Origin of the sequence: Escherichia sp. 93.1518, from assembly GCF_013368915.2 — a bacterium.
Classification (GTDB): domain Bacteria; phylum Pseudomonadota; class Gammaproteobacteria; order Enterobacterales; family Enterobacteriaceae; genus Escherichia; species Escherichia ruysiae.
The window spans coordinates 20,549-35,149 of sequence record NZ_JABWMT020000029.1; the positions used below are offsets into that span (position 1 = coordinate 20,549).

General features: G+C 49.2%; 11 protein-coding genes and 1 pseudogene. 3 read left to right on the top strand and 9 right to left on the bottom strand.

Features of this window, described 5'->3' with window-relative positions:
* Positions 1-66 precede the first annotated feature (66 nt).
* Positions 67-1,479 (bottom strand): aminotransferase-like domain-containing protein, encoded by a 1,413-nt coding sequence (locus HEN21_RS18270; protein ID WP_176251767.1) that lies wholly within the window; start codon positions 1,477-1,479, stop codon positions 67-69.
* 175 nt (positions 1,480-1,654) lie between these two features.
* Here HEN21_RS18270 and HEN21_RS18275 point away from each other — a divergent pair, with 175 nt between their 5' ends.
* Positions 1,655-1,819, top strand: a complete 165-nt coding sequence (locus HEN21_RS18275; RefSeq protein ID WP_000394260.1) for a DUF1127 domain-containing protein — start codon at positions 1,655-1,657, stop codon at positions 1,817-1,819.
* Between the two features lie 42 nt (positions 1,820-1,861).
* On the opposite strand, the gene symE is transcribed toward HEN21_RS18275, so the two are convergent.
* The 5 genes from symE to HEN21_RS18300 all read right to left on the bottom strand — a co-directional run bounded on the left by symE (position 1,862) and on the right by HEN21_RS18300 (position 10,007).
* Positions 1,862-2,200: an endoribonuclease SymE gene (gene symE, locus HEN21_RS18280; RefSeq protein ID WP_176251766.1), complete on the bottom strand. Its 339-nt coding sequence runs from the start codon at positions 2,198-2,200 to the stop codon at positions 1,862-1,864.
* A 215-nt stretch (positions 2,201-2,415) separates the two neighbouring features.
* Entirely contained in the window at positions 2,416-5,679 is a 3,264-nt protein-coding gene (locus HEN21_RS18285; protein ID WP_176251765.1) for a type I restriction endonuclease subunit R, read from the bottom strand.
* A gap of 94 nt (positions 5,680-5,773) precedes the next feature.
* Positions 5,774-7,168 (bottom strand): restriction endonuclease subunit S, encoded by a 1,395-nt coding sequence (locus HEN21_RS18290; RefSeq protein ID WP_183082923.1) that lies wholly within the window; start codon positions 7,166-7,168, stop codon positions 5,774-5,776.
* A complete protein-coding gene (locus HEN21_RS18295) occupies positions 7,158-8,777 on the bottom strand; it encodes a type I restriction-modification system subunit M (protein ID WP_176252092.1) in 1,620 nt (539 codons plus the stop codon). The genes HEN21_RS18290 and HEN21_RS18295 overlap by 11 nt, the downstream gene beginning before the upstream one ends.
* Before the next feature lie 63 nt (positions 8,778-8,840).
* Complete coding sequence (locus HEN21_RS18300; RefSeq protein WP_108188963.1) at positions 8,841-10,007, bottom strand: restriction endonuclease; 1,167 nt, start codon at positions 10,005-10,007, stop codon at positions 8,841-8,843.
* Between the two features lie 196 nt (positions 10,008-10,203).
* On the opposite strand from HEN21_RS18300, the pseudogene HEN21_RS18305 reads away from it, so the two are divergent.
* Positions 10,204-10,492: pseudogene (locus tag HEN21_RS18305) on the top strand (BrnT family toxin).
* On the top strand, positions 10,479-10,781 hold the full coding sequence (locus tag HEN21_RS18310) for a BrnA antitoxin family protein (RefSeq protein ID WP_000063156.1): 303 nt from the start codon (positions 10,479-10,481) through the stop codon (positions 10,779-10,781). The pseudogene HEN21_RS18305 and the gene HEN21_RS18310 overlap by 14 nt, the downstream one beginning before the upstream one ends.
* Before the next feature lie 33 nt (positions 10,782-10,814).
* Here HEN21_RS18310 and yjiA read toward each other — a convergent pair whose 3' ends face one another.
* From yjiA to btsT, 3 genes are all read right to left on the bottom strand, one after another.
* Positions 10,815-11,771 (bottom strand): GTPase, encoded by a 957-nt coding sequence (yjiA, locus tag HEN21_RS18315; protein ID WP_001295525.1) that lies wholly within the window; start codon positions 11,769-11,771, stop codon positions 10,815-10,817.
* A 10-nt stretch (positions 11,772-11,781) separates the two neighbouring features.
* Positions 11,782-11,985, bottom strand: a complete 204-nt coding sequence (locus HEN21_RS18320) for a YbdD/YjiX family protein (RefSeq protein WP_000467859.1) — start codon at positions 11,983-11,985, stop codon at positions 11,782-11,784.
* A 117-nt stretch (positions 11,986-12,102) separates the two neighbouring features.
* A complete protein-coding gene (gene btsT, locus HEN21_RS18325; protein ID WP_001309197.1) occupies positions 12,103-14,253 on the bottom strand; it encodes a pyruvate/proton symporter BtsT in 2,151 nt (716 codons plus the stop codon).
* Between the last annotated feature and the right edge of the window lie 348 nt (positions 14,254-14,601).

Below are 14,601 nucleotides of genomic sequence, written 5' to 3' on the forward strand. Positions count from 1 at the left end.
GCAAAGATAAAACGAGTCACACGCTATTCGTGAGAGTAAATCAGGGGCCTCGCCACTAATTCGAAATTATTCCATTGCCCGATACACTGCCTCGCCAATTTGCTTCAGTGCTTCGCGGTAGGTTTCGCTGAGCGGCAAAGCGCAGTTGATGCGCAGACAGTTTCGGTATTTACCGGAAGCTGAGAAAATCGAACCTGCCGCCACCTGGATTTTCATGCGGCACAATTGCCGCGCGACGCAGACCATATCGACCTGTTCAGGCAATTCTATCCACAGTAAAAATCCGCCTTTCGGGCGCGTAATACAGATTTCGCAGGGAAAATATTCCCGTATCCAGCAGGTATAAAGCGCCATATTGCGCTGATAGTTCTGCCGCATCCGCCGGATATGGCGATGATAGTGACCTTCCAGCACAAACGTTGCTGCCGCCATTTGCGTGGACGGTACATTAAAGCTGCTGGTGGCATATTTCATATGCAGCAGTTTATCGTGATAACGCCCCGGCGCGACCCAGCCCACACGCAGGCCAGGGGCAATGCTTTTACTGAACGAACTGCACAGCAGCACCCGACCATCGCTATCCCATGAATGAATGGTACGCGGGCGCGGATATTCCGTTGCCAGTTCGCCGTAGACATCATCTTCAAAAATCACAATATCATGACGCTGAGCGAGAGAGAGAACGGCTCGTTTGCGCGCGTCCGGCATAATAAATCCCAGCGGATTATTACAGTTTGGCACCAGAATGATGCCTTTAATCGGCCACTGTTCCAGCGCCAGTTCCAGTGCTTCAACGCTGATGCCTGTTTCTGGATCGGTTGGGATTTCAATCACGTTCACGCCTATGCCACGCAGCATCTGCATCGAACCGTAATAACAGGGCGATTCAACCGCGACAATATCGCCCGGTTTACACACCGCCATTAACGCCAGCGACATCGAGTTATGGCAGCCGCTGGTGATAATAATGTCATCGGCGGTGACCACCGAGCCGCTGTCGAGCATCAGGCGGGCAATCTGCTCGCGCAATACCCGCTGACCGGTTAACGAATCATAGCTGAGAACGGTTTGCAGATTATGCTGCACCACCCGGCTAAGCTCCCGCCAGAGCGGTTTCAGGCTGGGCGCCTCGACATCCGGCGTGCTTTTACTGAACGGAATAACAGAACTATCGCTATGCGCTTTCAGCATATCCAGCACCTGATCCCACTGGGTAATTTCCACCGGACGTTGCACCGGACGCGTCATCGGCGGCACTGGCGGCTGGGCTTTATGTTGCGCGACAAAATAACCCGAACGCGGCTGCGGAGTGATGAGCTTCATCGTTTCCAGAGTCTGATACGCCTGCTGCACGGTGCTAATACTGACGCCGTGCTCCTGACTTAAGCTGCGCACCGACGGCAATTTCTCCCCGTGACGATACAGCCCTTGCTCAATCCGCTCGGCAAGTAGAGTCGCCAGATGTTGATAACGCGTCATGCTGTATTCCTTATATGGACCATACAGAGAGAAAAACCGGTACAGATGAGGCTAAAAACCGGATGCAGATGCTGTTTTAACCTGTCTGTATGTTAAATAAAAGTAATATTTGCATCTGTATTGTGAACTGCCAGAAGGCGGATGATGAAGCCTCTGAAAGATGAGGAGGCAGCAGATGGAATTTCACGAAAACAAAGCCAAAGCGCCGTTTATCGGCTTCGTGCAACTCTGGCAGGCGGTGCGAAGCTGGTGGCTGAAAAAGCAGACCCGGCGTGTGTTACAGCAGATGAGTGATGAGCGGTTGAAGGATATTGGGTTACGCAGGGAGGATGTGGAGTGAGGGGGGAAATTCCCCTTCCCGTGTGGGGAAGGGGAGAGAAACTTAGCGTGGCGTTTTGCTACTAATCACCCCAATAAACTCCTGCACCTGCTTTTGTTTACGTGCCGATAGCTTGCTCACCTGGCGTAGCGACTGCATCAGTTCGCTCTCTTCGGCGGCGGGTGGTTGGGCGGTGAGGACAATACAGCCGTCCATCACTTTGACATCTACCGCTGTGCCAGTGGCAAAACTGGCGGCCTCCAGCCACTGACCTTTCAGGGTGATGGCGGGAATACGACTGTAATCCGGGTAGCGGCTCGCATAACTCACGGTTAATTGACGGTTATTTGCCGGGGAGACTTCTGCTTCGAACGGTTGTGCAATAGAATGCGTGTCAGTCATAACTGCTATTCTCTATAAATAGTGATTGTGATGAGCGGTGCGGGTGTGTTGGCGCACATCCGCACCGCGCTAAATACCTGTATATATCATCAGTAAATATGGGGAAAGTCCAGCTAAAAATAGAAAAATAATAAAAGCGTTACTGGAAAGATCTGGAAGAGAAATGAACGTTAATTCACAATGGCCGGATAACAAAGTGTATCCGGCCTTCATAATTAATTTAAAGCACTCATATGATGTTCTTTAAAATTCTCTGCCTGTGCCAGCACACCCATATAAACATCATCATTCGCTACTGGCGGGAACTTATGCTTGTGTAGAAGCAAAATAAGTTCAACTTTCAGTTTCGCTTTAATATCATCGCGTTTACTCCAGTCAGGATATTTCGATGTGTTGTCAACCACGCTTTTCATCTCTTTTGCCAGCGACAGCATTTTTTCATCGTCATAGGTGAACTGATATTTATCACGCATATGAGCAAGAATGTCGTAAAACGCTTTTTCTTCAATATCAATACCTAAATCGGCCCAGGTGCCCATTTCGGTTTTAATATCATAGATAATATCGGTCATTTCCTGACTGAATGTATCGAATTCTTCACCGTTGAGTACATCATCTTCTCGCCGCTCATTATAACGATCTATAATCGCCTGGAAGCGGCGGGTGAAGTTAATCCCTTGCAACTGGTTCACTTTCTTGAAGTCGCTGATCGCTTTTTCCAGTAATTTTTGTAATAACTGGATCTTTGTTGCCGGAAGTTTGATCTTGTTAATTCGCGCCAGATAATCTTCGTCAAAAATATCGATGGATTCCGCTTTTTTATCGCCAAGAAAATAAATTTCTTCTACGCCATCAGCTTTTAACGCTTCTGCAATCATTTCACGAACGCGTGCATTCATCTGGGTAACATCCGGTGCGTCACCTTTCGTCAGTTTGAAAACAATTGAACGAACAGCAAGATAATAGTGAATATAGTCACGTTCTGTCTGTGATAATGCTTCGCTGCCGCAGCAGACGTCGTAGGCGGCTTTCATGCGTTTAACCAGTCCCATAAAACGACGTTCAACTTTCTGGGTACGCAGAACAAATTCCGCCGCGCGGTTGAGGCAGGATAATTGCGCTTGTGGCTCACCACTAAAATAATCCCGACTGTCAAATTCGTAAAAGACTTGCCCCAACAAATCGAGATGGTTTTTAACTTCTATTACCGATTGCTGAATATCTTCAAAGTTGGTGGCATCAATGCGGGAATACATTGCCAGTGCCTGGTTCATCTGACTCTTAATGCCGATATAGTCCACCACTAACCCTTTACTTTTGCCTTCCAGTTTACGGTTAACGCGAGAAATAGTCTGGATAAGGTTATGTTTTTGTAAGGGCTTATCAATATAGATGGTGTCCAGTTCAGGGACGTCAAAACCGGTCAGCCACATATCAACGACAATAGCAATTTTGAAATTCGATTTAGCGTTTTTGAACTGCTTATCCAGCTCTTTACGATATTCTTTTGTGCCCAGTAAATCATAAAGCACCTCGTCGTCATCTTTACCGCGCGTCATGACCATTTTCACCATTTCAGAAGGCGGTAACTCTTTCTGCTCCTGTTCCGTCAGGACGACGCCATCGGGTGCTTGCTTCACCTCAAACCAGGCGGGGCGAATAGCTTTAAGCTGGCGGTAGAAATCCCAGGCAATTTCACGGCTGGCACAAACAAACATGGCTTTGCCTTTTACGGTGGAACCTTCGGCTACGCGTTTTTCATAATGTTTGGCAAAATCTTCCGCGAGGGCTTTTAACCGATCTTCATCACCCAGAACCGCATTCATGGTTGCGGTGGCTTTTTTGCTTTCGTCGATTTGCCACTCATTGGTGCCTGCGTTTGCGCACTCTTCGTAATACTTTTCGACTTCTTCCAGTTTGCTGGAGTCCAGGATCACTTTCGCCGCACGGCCTTCGTACACGATGCGTACAGTGATTTCATCCTGAACGGATTCGGTCATGGTGTAACTGTCGATCACCTCACCGAAGACATCGAGCGTCGCGTCAATCGGTGTGCCGGTAAAGCCAACATAGGTGGCGTTTGGCAGTGAATCGTGCAGGTATTTTGCAAAGCCATAAGTTTTGCGCACTTTTCCGCTTTCTTTATCGACGATGACTTTCTGGTCGAGGTTAACCTGGCTGCGATGTGCTTCGTCCGAGATGCAAATGATATTGCTGCGTTCAGAAAGGAGTTCGGTGTCTTCGGTGAATTTATGGATCGTCGTCAGGAATACACCGCCACTATTGCGTCCCGCCAGTTGATTACGCAGATCTTCACGGCTGGTAACGGGAACGATGGTATCGTCGCCAATGTAATTTTTGGCGTTGCACATTTGCGCAGAAAGCTGATCGTCCAGATCGGTGCGGTCGGTGATCAAAACAATGGTCGGGCTGGCAAACTCCACGCTCTTCATCAAAAGACGCGTTAAAAATTGCATGGTGTAACTTTTGCCACAGCCCGTTGCGCCAAAGTAGGTACCGCCTTTACCGCTACCGAAAGGTTTACGCGCCTGCTTGATGCTGTAATAGAGTTTGCGGGCGGCATAGTACTGCGGATATCGGCAGCAAATTTTTACTTCATGCTTGGCTTTATCCGGGAAGCAGATAAAGTTTTTAATCACATCCAGCAGACGTACCGGATGAAACAGCCCCTGAATCATTGAGTGCAATGATGGAATTCCGTCCTGTTCACGGTTTTCATTACCGGTGACTTTGCGCCATGAGTAAAAGTATTCATAGGGCGCAAACAGGTTGCCCATTCGATTATTTACGCCATCGCTAATAATGCAGAGCGCGTTGTAGATAAACAGTTGCGGAATATCGCGGCGGTAGCGTTTACAGAGCTGCTTCCAGGCATCGCCAATACTGGCTTCCTGCTCGCGCACCGCACTTTTAAATTCAAAGACGACCAATGGCAGACCATTGATATAGAGAATGCCGTCAGGAATACGAGTCTGATTATCTTTGCCGGAGATTTTAAGCTGGTTAACAATCTTAATCCGGTTAAGTGGCGGGTTAATATAGGAGGGCGGAAGTTCCGCCGCCTGTTGCAACGGGACATTTTCGGCGTCAAATATCTGGCGCAGTGCGACAGGTAGATGCCGGGTGTCGAGCAATTCAATATAGAGATCTTTTTGTTGCCGATCGTCGCGTTTGAACAGAAAACCATTTGCCAGCCAGCGACAAAAAGTTTTGTTGCTTTCATAAAGATCGGAGGCCGGAAGTGTGGTGAACTGTTTGATCAGTCGCTGAATCTCTTCTTCAGTAATGCCATCAGGCTGGTAGCGTGCCGCTAAATAATGACGGACATCGTCTTCGATAATGACCTGATCGAGACTCGAACGTGGGACATTATCGCCGATCAGGTGTTGATATCCCTGATCCTGTAACAGTTCAATGATCGCTTGTTCTAATTTTGCTTCACTGAAAGAGAGACTCATATCGCGCTCCAACCCTGGCTAATTTCTGGTAAGCATTCCCGTATCAGTAGAAAACCTTACCAGAAAGCCCCTGATTTTACAGGGGCAAAATGCGTTATGGGGCTTCTGTATCGGTGGTGAGATCCGGAAGATCGTCCAGTGATAGCTCGCCGGAGATGAGTTTCGGGAGCAGGGTGTCGCGGAGGGCTGTTAAGTTACATATGTTTCCATTATTAAATTTTATCTTTTGAAATATTATATCTGTTGATTTTTTATATTTTTCTAATATGTCTCCATCAGGAACAAGAACTGGAATTTTTCTTATTATTTTAGAGTTTATTGCTGTTGCAATAGAAGATGTACTTCCTAAAGAATTATAATCAAAAATTTTTAGATATGAATATAAATATTCTTTGTTGATGCCATGCTTCATATTATAAAAATGAGCAATTGCTTCATTGGTAGTTAATATATCTTCGGCTATCGCTATTCTACCGATTGTCAACTTGAAACTTAATAATACAGCATCTTTAGGGACAATTTTTACATTATAACTATTAACTGCGTCAGAAGTTAAATACTCACTACTATCTTTAATGAATACACTACAATTTCCTAGATCCTTAATCGAGACCCATGCATAGTTACTGTCTTTTTTGTCGCAAAAACATTCTTTTTGAGTACGAGGCGGCGTTTTTCCTATGGAGATCGTTGCTATTTCTTCTGCATTTTTATAATGCCAGCCCTTTGGCACCCAACCCAACTCCGTTTCTTCAAATTCACTTGGGAAAAGCGAGCGGATTTCCGTCGGAAGCGGTTTAAAATCAGTACTATTACGTACTTTTTGACGCAATTCTGCACGAGCTTGCAGAGCTTCTGGGATAGGGTTTCCTGCATCCAGAGCGTTATCAATCACCGGATCAAAATCCACAAACCAGGATTTGAAAAGGGTTTGGGACATTTGTTCCAAGGTTTGGTTGATCCCAGTATTTATTGCTATTTTTTTGTCAATCACTAATAAATTAGAAACAATTGTCCGTTGAATAGTGATTTTTGGTAAAGGTATTTTTAATGCTTTAATATTAGGTATTCTGATATTGCTTACGGTTGTTCCAGTACCTTCATTCCAGCTAATTTGATGTTGAATATATGAACTCTGCATTACATATAGTAGATATTCTGGGATGACTTGAGATTTATCCGCACGTATTAATACCATTCTTTGTCCCAAGCAGCATTTTATCCCTTTTGGAATTATACATACTTCACCCATTGGCGCTTCTCTGGTTAGAACTATATCTTCTTCAGAGGGAATGGCTCTCTTGATACGTTCTAGATAACCTTCTTCTGTTGTAAAACTAGGGGTTGCTAAATCTAAAGCACCATTGCGGATATTATTACTTCTGAGAACAATAACTCCTGAGTCTGTCCATTCTGGCGTTGAATGAGGACAATCAACAATTAAAGTCGTAATTTCATCCAAACGGAATTCTGGCCACTTATTCCCCATAACCCAGCGCCTCCAAATTCTTGCGAATCGCACGATCCAGTTCTTCCGCCTGCTTCATCTGCTCAAACAACGTCTTCGACAATTCGCGCATTTTCGTCTCAAACGCCACGCCGTCTTCTTCCTGCTCGGCTGCACCCACATAGCGGCCCGGTGTCAGTACGTAGTCGTTATCTTTAATATCTTGCAGGGTTGCAACTTTGCAGAAGCCTGCCTGGTCTTCATATTTTTCCAGCTTGCTGTCACCACGCGCAATCCGTGCAGCCAGTTCTTCCGGCGTACTGCGCCAGGCATGGTAGGTATCGGCGATTGTGGCAATATCTTCCGCCGTTAACTCTTTAGTTGTGCGGCTAATCATGCTGCCGAGGTTACGCGCATCAATAAACAGCGTCTCGCCCTGACGATCACGATAACCTTTGGCCGGATCGGCAGCCTTCGATTTGGTCATAAACCATAAACACACCGGGATCTGCGTGGTGTAAAACAACTGACCTGGCAGAGCGATCATGCAGTCGATTAGATCATTTTCGATCATCTGTGCACGGATCTCTCCTTCGCCGCTGGTGTTAGAACTCATCGAGCCGTTTGCCAACACAAAACCTGCTGTGCCGTTAGCCGACAGCTTGGAGAGCATATGCAAAATCCAGCCGTAGTTGGCGTTACCGGTTGGCGGCATACGATAACCGGCAAAGCGTGGATCTTCGGTTAATTCGGCTTCATTACGCCAGTCTTTCAGGTTGAACGGCGGGTTCGCCAGAATGTAGTCGGCTTTCAGGTCCGGGTGCTGGTCGCTAAAGAAAGTGTTTGCCGGGCGTTCGCCGAGGTTAGCAGAAAGACCGCGAATGGCGAGGTTCATTTTTGCCAGTTTATAGGTCGTGGCTGTCAGTTCCTGACCATACAGCGCGATATCACGACTTTTACCCTGATGGCTCTCGACAAACTTCACCGACTGCACGAACATCCCTGCCGAGCCACAGCACGGGTCATAAATTTTGCCCTGGAAAGGTTCGAGCATTTCAGTTAACAGCGTAACCACACATTTGGGCGTGTAGAACTCACCACCGCCTTTGCCTTCGGTTGCGGCAAACTTACCGAGGAAGTATTCGTAAACGCGTCCGACCAGGTCTTCTTTCGATAACGTTTCAACGTCAGTTTCGTGTGCCAGCGTTTCGATGTTGTCGATGGTATCAATCAGTGACGCCAGTTTTTTGGTTTCCAGATTCTGACGGCTGAAGTAGTTGTCTGGCAGCGCGCCTTTCAGTGATGGGTTACGTTTCTCAATGGTCGAGAGGGCGGTGTCAATACGAACCGCAATATCGTCCTGTTTGGCATTTTGTTTGATAAACGACCAGCGCGCCTCTTCCGGCAGGTAGAAAATGTTGTCCTGCTGGTAGAACACTTCCATCTCAAGGAAGTCTGCTTGCCCATCGGCAATCATTTTTTTGCGGCGCGCTTCAAACTTATCGCTGATGAATTTCAGGAACACGAGGCTCAACACCACGTGCTTGTATTCGGAGGACTCAACGCTACCGCGAAGCTGGTTTGCGGTATCCCATAATGTTTCTTCAAAGCCTTTCTTTGCTTTGGCTTTTTTAGTTGGTGCTTTGGCCATGATGAACTCTGTTCAGATAAATTGGGTCGCTATTGTAATGGTAGCGGCGGCAAATTTCGCCCTTTAATCCATCTCCAGCTCATCAAACAACTGCAAATCCACATCCAGCAATTCCACTGCATTGCTGCGGCGAATGCCGACGTTATTTTCGATTAACAGTTCCAGTAAGCGATCGCCGTCGATAAGCGTAATGGGCGCGGCACCCGGAAAGAGCGCCGCTTCTGCACATTTCGCCGCAAATTTCCCGGTGGTGATGAGCGTACCGCGAATGGCTTTGTGGTAAGGCAGCGCCCCGCGCAACTGGTCGATATACGGGCGAGTGATGGTGTTCTGCATTCTTTTGACCTGCACCACTTCGGTAATGGTGGTGATGCCGACCTGCACCTGACCAATCACGTCCACGCCTTTATCGCCTGAGGCTTTGGTCACTTCGACCTGCTCGTAGCCCATTGCTTCCAGTAATTGACCGACCAGTTGCTCAAACTTGTAAGGGTTCATCGTGCTGAGTTGTTCGCGCAGCAGCTCTTTTTGCTGCTCGTTGTAGCGTTTCACCGCTTCCAACAGCTCTTTACGCGGATCGCTTTTTCGTGCTGGCAACGCTTTTCCAAGCCAGGCGCGCCCGGTGTCGGTGATGCGATAGCTCATGCCTTCACGGTTAACCATGTCACGGTCGATAAGGTTATAGAGACGGGAGTAGAGCGTGCTTTTCACCGAACTGGCGGAAGCGAATTTCGAATGCTGATGCAAAAAGGCCTGCCATTCCGGCAATAAATCAGCGCGGCGCGACATTTCGCGGCCAGCCAGCAGTTCAAGCAGTTGCAGAATGCCTTCCTGATCGTCCAGTGAACGCAGCGTTTTTTCATCATCTTGCAGGAATTTTTGCCCGCGCGAGGTGGGCTGCCAGGTATCGTCTGGCGTGCTTTCCATCAGCTCAAACTGGGGATAGTTGAGGAATAAGTAGCAGCCGTAGCTGTGGCGCGGGTTCAATATGTGATTATCGGTATCCCAAATACGACGGGCGATGTCGGCATCTTCACCCGTTAAGCGTTCGCTGATCCACAGGTCAGGTTCCGACCAGTCAACGGGTTTTTGCGGCGTACCGGTTTGCTCGTGAATGGCGGTAATCATATTGCGTACCGCTTTCAGGGAATAGCCTGAGACGGCTTTCATCATAGCCTTAACTTGCGCATAGGTAGGAAAAAGCGGGGTAATGACTTTGTAGTTTTTCACGGTAATCCCTTAACGACAGCGAGGTGTTTAGTGTGCCATGTCAGGTGAGAAATTCTATTGGATGAATCAAGTCCAACTTACTCATTGTCAATTTCATGGTTGATTATCCAAAACGTGATGCTATTTCCAACATCAACGCTATAATTGCAGAATAATTGTAGATACATTTTTGTATATACAATCAGGGATGGCAACTATGCCTATGGAGTTTGAATGGGATGCAAACAAGGCCAAAAGTAATCGGGTGAAACATGGCATCCGCTTTGAAGATGCGGTGTTAGTGTTTGATGATCCACAACATTTGTCACAGCAAGATCGCATAGAAAACGGTGAGTATCGCTGGCAGACTATCGGCCGTGGTTCACGGCATCGTGGTTATCCTGGCTGCGCATACCATCCGTTTCGAAAGCGGAAATGAAATTATTCGAATCATCAGTGCACGAAAAGCAGATCGTAAAGAGAGGAGTCGCTATGAGCATGGTTAAACATAAACGAGGGACCTCCTCTACACTCGATGTGCAGCATGAGGCCGAATTGAAGGCGCTGGCGAATAAATCCGACGAAGATATTGATTACAGTGATATCCCACCTTCCAGCGATGAGCAATGGTCTAACGCCGAACGCGGTAAGTTTTATCGGCCATTGAAAACCCAGGCTTCGGTGCGTATTGATGCTGATGTGATGGAATGGCTGAAGCGACCAGGTAAAGGCTATCAAACTCGCCTGAACGCAATTTTACGTGAAGCGATGCTGCGCGATCAGAACAAAAAATAATTCAGGCCGCCACGTGGCGGCCATCATCCAAAATTACTTCCTCAACCCCGCAAACGCTGCCCGAATCTCATCCTCCGGCAACTGAATCCCGATAAACACCATCGTGCTATGCGGTTTTTCATCGCCCCACGGGCGGTCCCAGTCGGCGCTGTAGAGGCGCTGGACGCCCTGGAACAGCAGGCGGTTAGGTTCGCCGTCAATCCACAGCATCCCTTTGTAACGCAGCAGTTTATCTGCCGATTCCAGCAGCAGGTTTTCCATCACGCGGGAAACTTCGCTGATATCTACCGGGTAATCCAGTTCCACCACAATCGATGAAATATCGTTTTGTTTATCGGCGATAAAGTGGAAACGCGGTTTGGTGCTGACAACGTTCTCTTCCAGCATAAAACCGTTGGTGTTGAACAGCAGGCCCAGGTCGATGTCGCCGTGAGTGACGGTGTACACCGGTGCGCGGGCGTTGATGCGCGCCAGACGTTCACGCAGTTTTTCTGCTTCGCCAGCGACGTCGGTTTTGGTCAGCAGAATACGGTCGGCGTAGCCAACCTGTGACTGGGCGATGGTGAACTGGTTCATCTGCTCGTCGGCATGTACCGCATCCACCAGCGCAATCACGCCGTCCAGCAGGTAGCGCTGGCATAAAATCTCATGGGAGAAAAAGGTCTGAATAATCGGGCCGGGATCGGCCATGCCGGTGCATTCAATCACCAGACGGTCGAACTGAATATTGCCCTTGTCGAGATTATCCAGCAGGTCGAGTAGTGCGTCTTCTAGCTCGTTGGAGCGCGAACAGCAGATGCAGCCGTTGGTCAGCGTTTTGATCTGCGTGGCGCGGTCGCCAATTAGTTGATCATCAACGGAGACTTCGCCGAATTCGTTTTCAATCACGGCAATCTTGTAGCCGTGTTGTTCGTTAAGAATATGGCGCAGCAGGGTGGTTTTGCCTGCGCCTAAAAAACCGGTGAGTAGGGTAACTGCAATCGGGTTCATGCTCTCTCCATTAACAACAGCGCATACCGCCTTTACCATCGCCGCCGTAGCGCGCGTTCTGGCGTTCGCGGAAGAATTCTTCATAGCTCATGTACGGCTTGTCGGGATGGTTGGTCTTCATATGCTCGACGTAGTTGTCGTAGTCTGGAATGCCAATCAACATCTTCGCCGCCTGGCCGAGATATTTTTTTGCCTGTCCTAAGTTACCAAACATTTTGCCTTCCAGATATGCGTAAAGCCCGGAAGGTCCGGGCTGGGGATTTGCCGGATGCGGCGTACACGCCTTATCCGGCCTACGATAGACACTTTGTAGGCCGGATAAGGCATCCGGTTAGTGGTGCGAAGAGATCTTCACGCCGCCTTCCGGGATTGGAACGTACGGTGTTTCTTTGTCAGTACGTTTGTCGCTGTTACGCACCTTCAGCCAGGTTTTGAAACCGTAGAAGATGATGCTGTACACCACAATCAGGAACAGAATACTCAGGCCTGCGTTGGTGTAGTTGTTCACAACGATGTGGTTCATGTTGGCAATCTGCTGCGCCGTCAGGTCAGTACCGTTAGCAATCTTCTCTTTGTACTGGCTTGCCATGTAGAAGAAGCCTTCCATCTGCGGGTTGGTGCTGAACAGTTTCAGACCCAGCGCCCAGGTGGTGCAAATAAGCAGCCATACCGCCGGAACAACAGTTACCCAGATGTATTGGGTACGCTTCATCTTAATCAGCACAACGGTGCCCAGTACCAGCGCCACGGCTGCCAGCATCTGGTTAGAGATACCGAACAGCGGCCACAGGCTCTTAACGCCGCCCAGCGGATCGACCACGCCCTGATACAGCAGGTAGCCCCACAGACCCACACAGCCCGCTGTACCGATGATACCGGCAACCAGAGAGTCGGTTTTTTTCAGGAACGGAATGAAGTTACCCAGCAGGTCTTGCAGCATAAAGCGGCCAGAACGCGTACCGGCATCCAGTGCGGTCAGGATGAACAGTGCTTCGAACAGAATACCGAAGTGATACCAGAAGCCCATGTCAGCCATCGGCAGCACTTTGTGGAACACGTGTGCGATACCTACCGCCAGCGTCGGCGCACCACCTGCACGGTTCAGGACAGAAGGCTCACCAATGTCTTTCGCGGTTTGCAGGATCTGCTCTGGAGAAATCACGAAGCCCCAGGAGCTGACGGTTGCTGCCGCGTGTGCGGTAACGTCTTTCAGCTGCGCCATGATGATTGGCGCGTTCTCGCCACCCATTTCATGCAGGTTAGGCATGGTGATGCCGAGACCCGCAGGCGGGGTGTTCATCGCGAAGTAAAGACCCGGTTCGATGATGGACGCAGCAACCAGCGCCATAATCGCCACGAAGGACTCCATCAGCATTGCGCCGTAGCCAATGAAACGCGCGTCGGTTTCGTTAGCCAGCAGTTTCGGCGTCGTACCGGAAGAGATCAGGGCGTGGAAGCCAGATACCGCACCACAGGCGATGGTGATGAACAGGAACGGGAACAGAGCGCCTTTCCACAGCGGGCCAGTACCGTCAATGTACTGGGTCATCGCAGGCATTTTCAGTTCCGGGTTCAGTACCACGATACCCAGCGCCAGGCCGACGATAACGCCGATTTTCAGGAAGGTTGCCAGATAGTCGCGCGGTGCGAGGATCAGCCACACCGGCAGCAGTGCGGAAACAAACGCATAGCCAATCAGCGCGAAGGTAATGGTGGTGTCTTTAAAGGTCAGTGCCGGACCCCAGTACGGGTCGTGAGCAATCACGCCGCCGAAGTAGATAGAGGCAACCAGCAGCACGATACCAATGACAGAGACTTCACCCACACGCCCCGGACGGATAAAGCGCATGTAGATACCCATAAACAGCGCAATCGGTACGGTTGAGCAAACGGTGAAGACACCCCACGGACTTTCGGCCAGGGCTTTAACCACAATCAGCGCCAGGACGGCGAGGATGATGATCATGATTAAGAAACAGCCAAACAGCGCGATAGTCCCTGGTACTGGCCCCATCTCTTCTTTGATCATCTCACCGAGAGATGCGCCGTTACGGCGAGAAGAGATAAACAGCACCATAAAGTCTTGCACTGCACCGGCCAGCACTACCCCCGCCAGTAGCCACAGCGTACCCGGCAGGTAGCCCATCTGCGCGGCGAGAACCGGACCAACCAGCGGACCGGCACCGGCGATAGCGGCGAAGTGGTGACCAAACAACACGTAACGGTTGGTCGGAACGTAGTTCAGACCGTCGTTGTTAATAACCGCAGGCGTCGCGCGCGTGGGGTCGAGTTTCATCACCTTCTGGGCGATGTACAGACTGTAGTAGCGATACGCCACCAGATACACCGACACAGAGGCGACCACGATCCACAGGGCACTGACGTGCTCCCCCCGACGTAATGCAACTACCGCGAGGCAGAATGCACCGATGATTCCAAGAATCACCCAGGGTATGTGCTTGAATAGTTTTTTCGTATCCATAGTAAAACCTGGCATTTTACTCGTCGTCTTTTGGCTTACTGGTGCGGCAGCTACATTCGCTCCCCCAGTCACTTACTGTTGTAAGCTCCCGGGGATTCACTCACTTGCTGCCTTCCTGCAAACCAAAATCCATTGAGTAATTTGTTAATCATAGGCCGAAGCCGTTCTAGGTTTGCGTTGCGTTTGAGGAGGTAAATTGACCGCTATCCTGCAGTGATGTTGCCAGAGTTACGCGCGCGTAAAGTAAGGTAAATAACTGAGTGGTTATATTAGGGACGTAAGCGGTCAGTTTTGCAGTTGAGCGGTATTGGGCGAGGTTTATGAAGGCTATTTATGTGATATTGATCA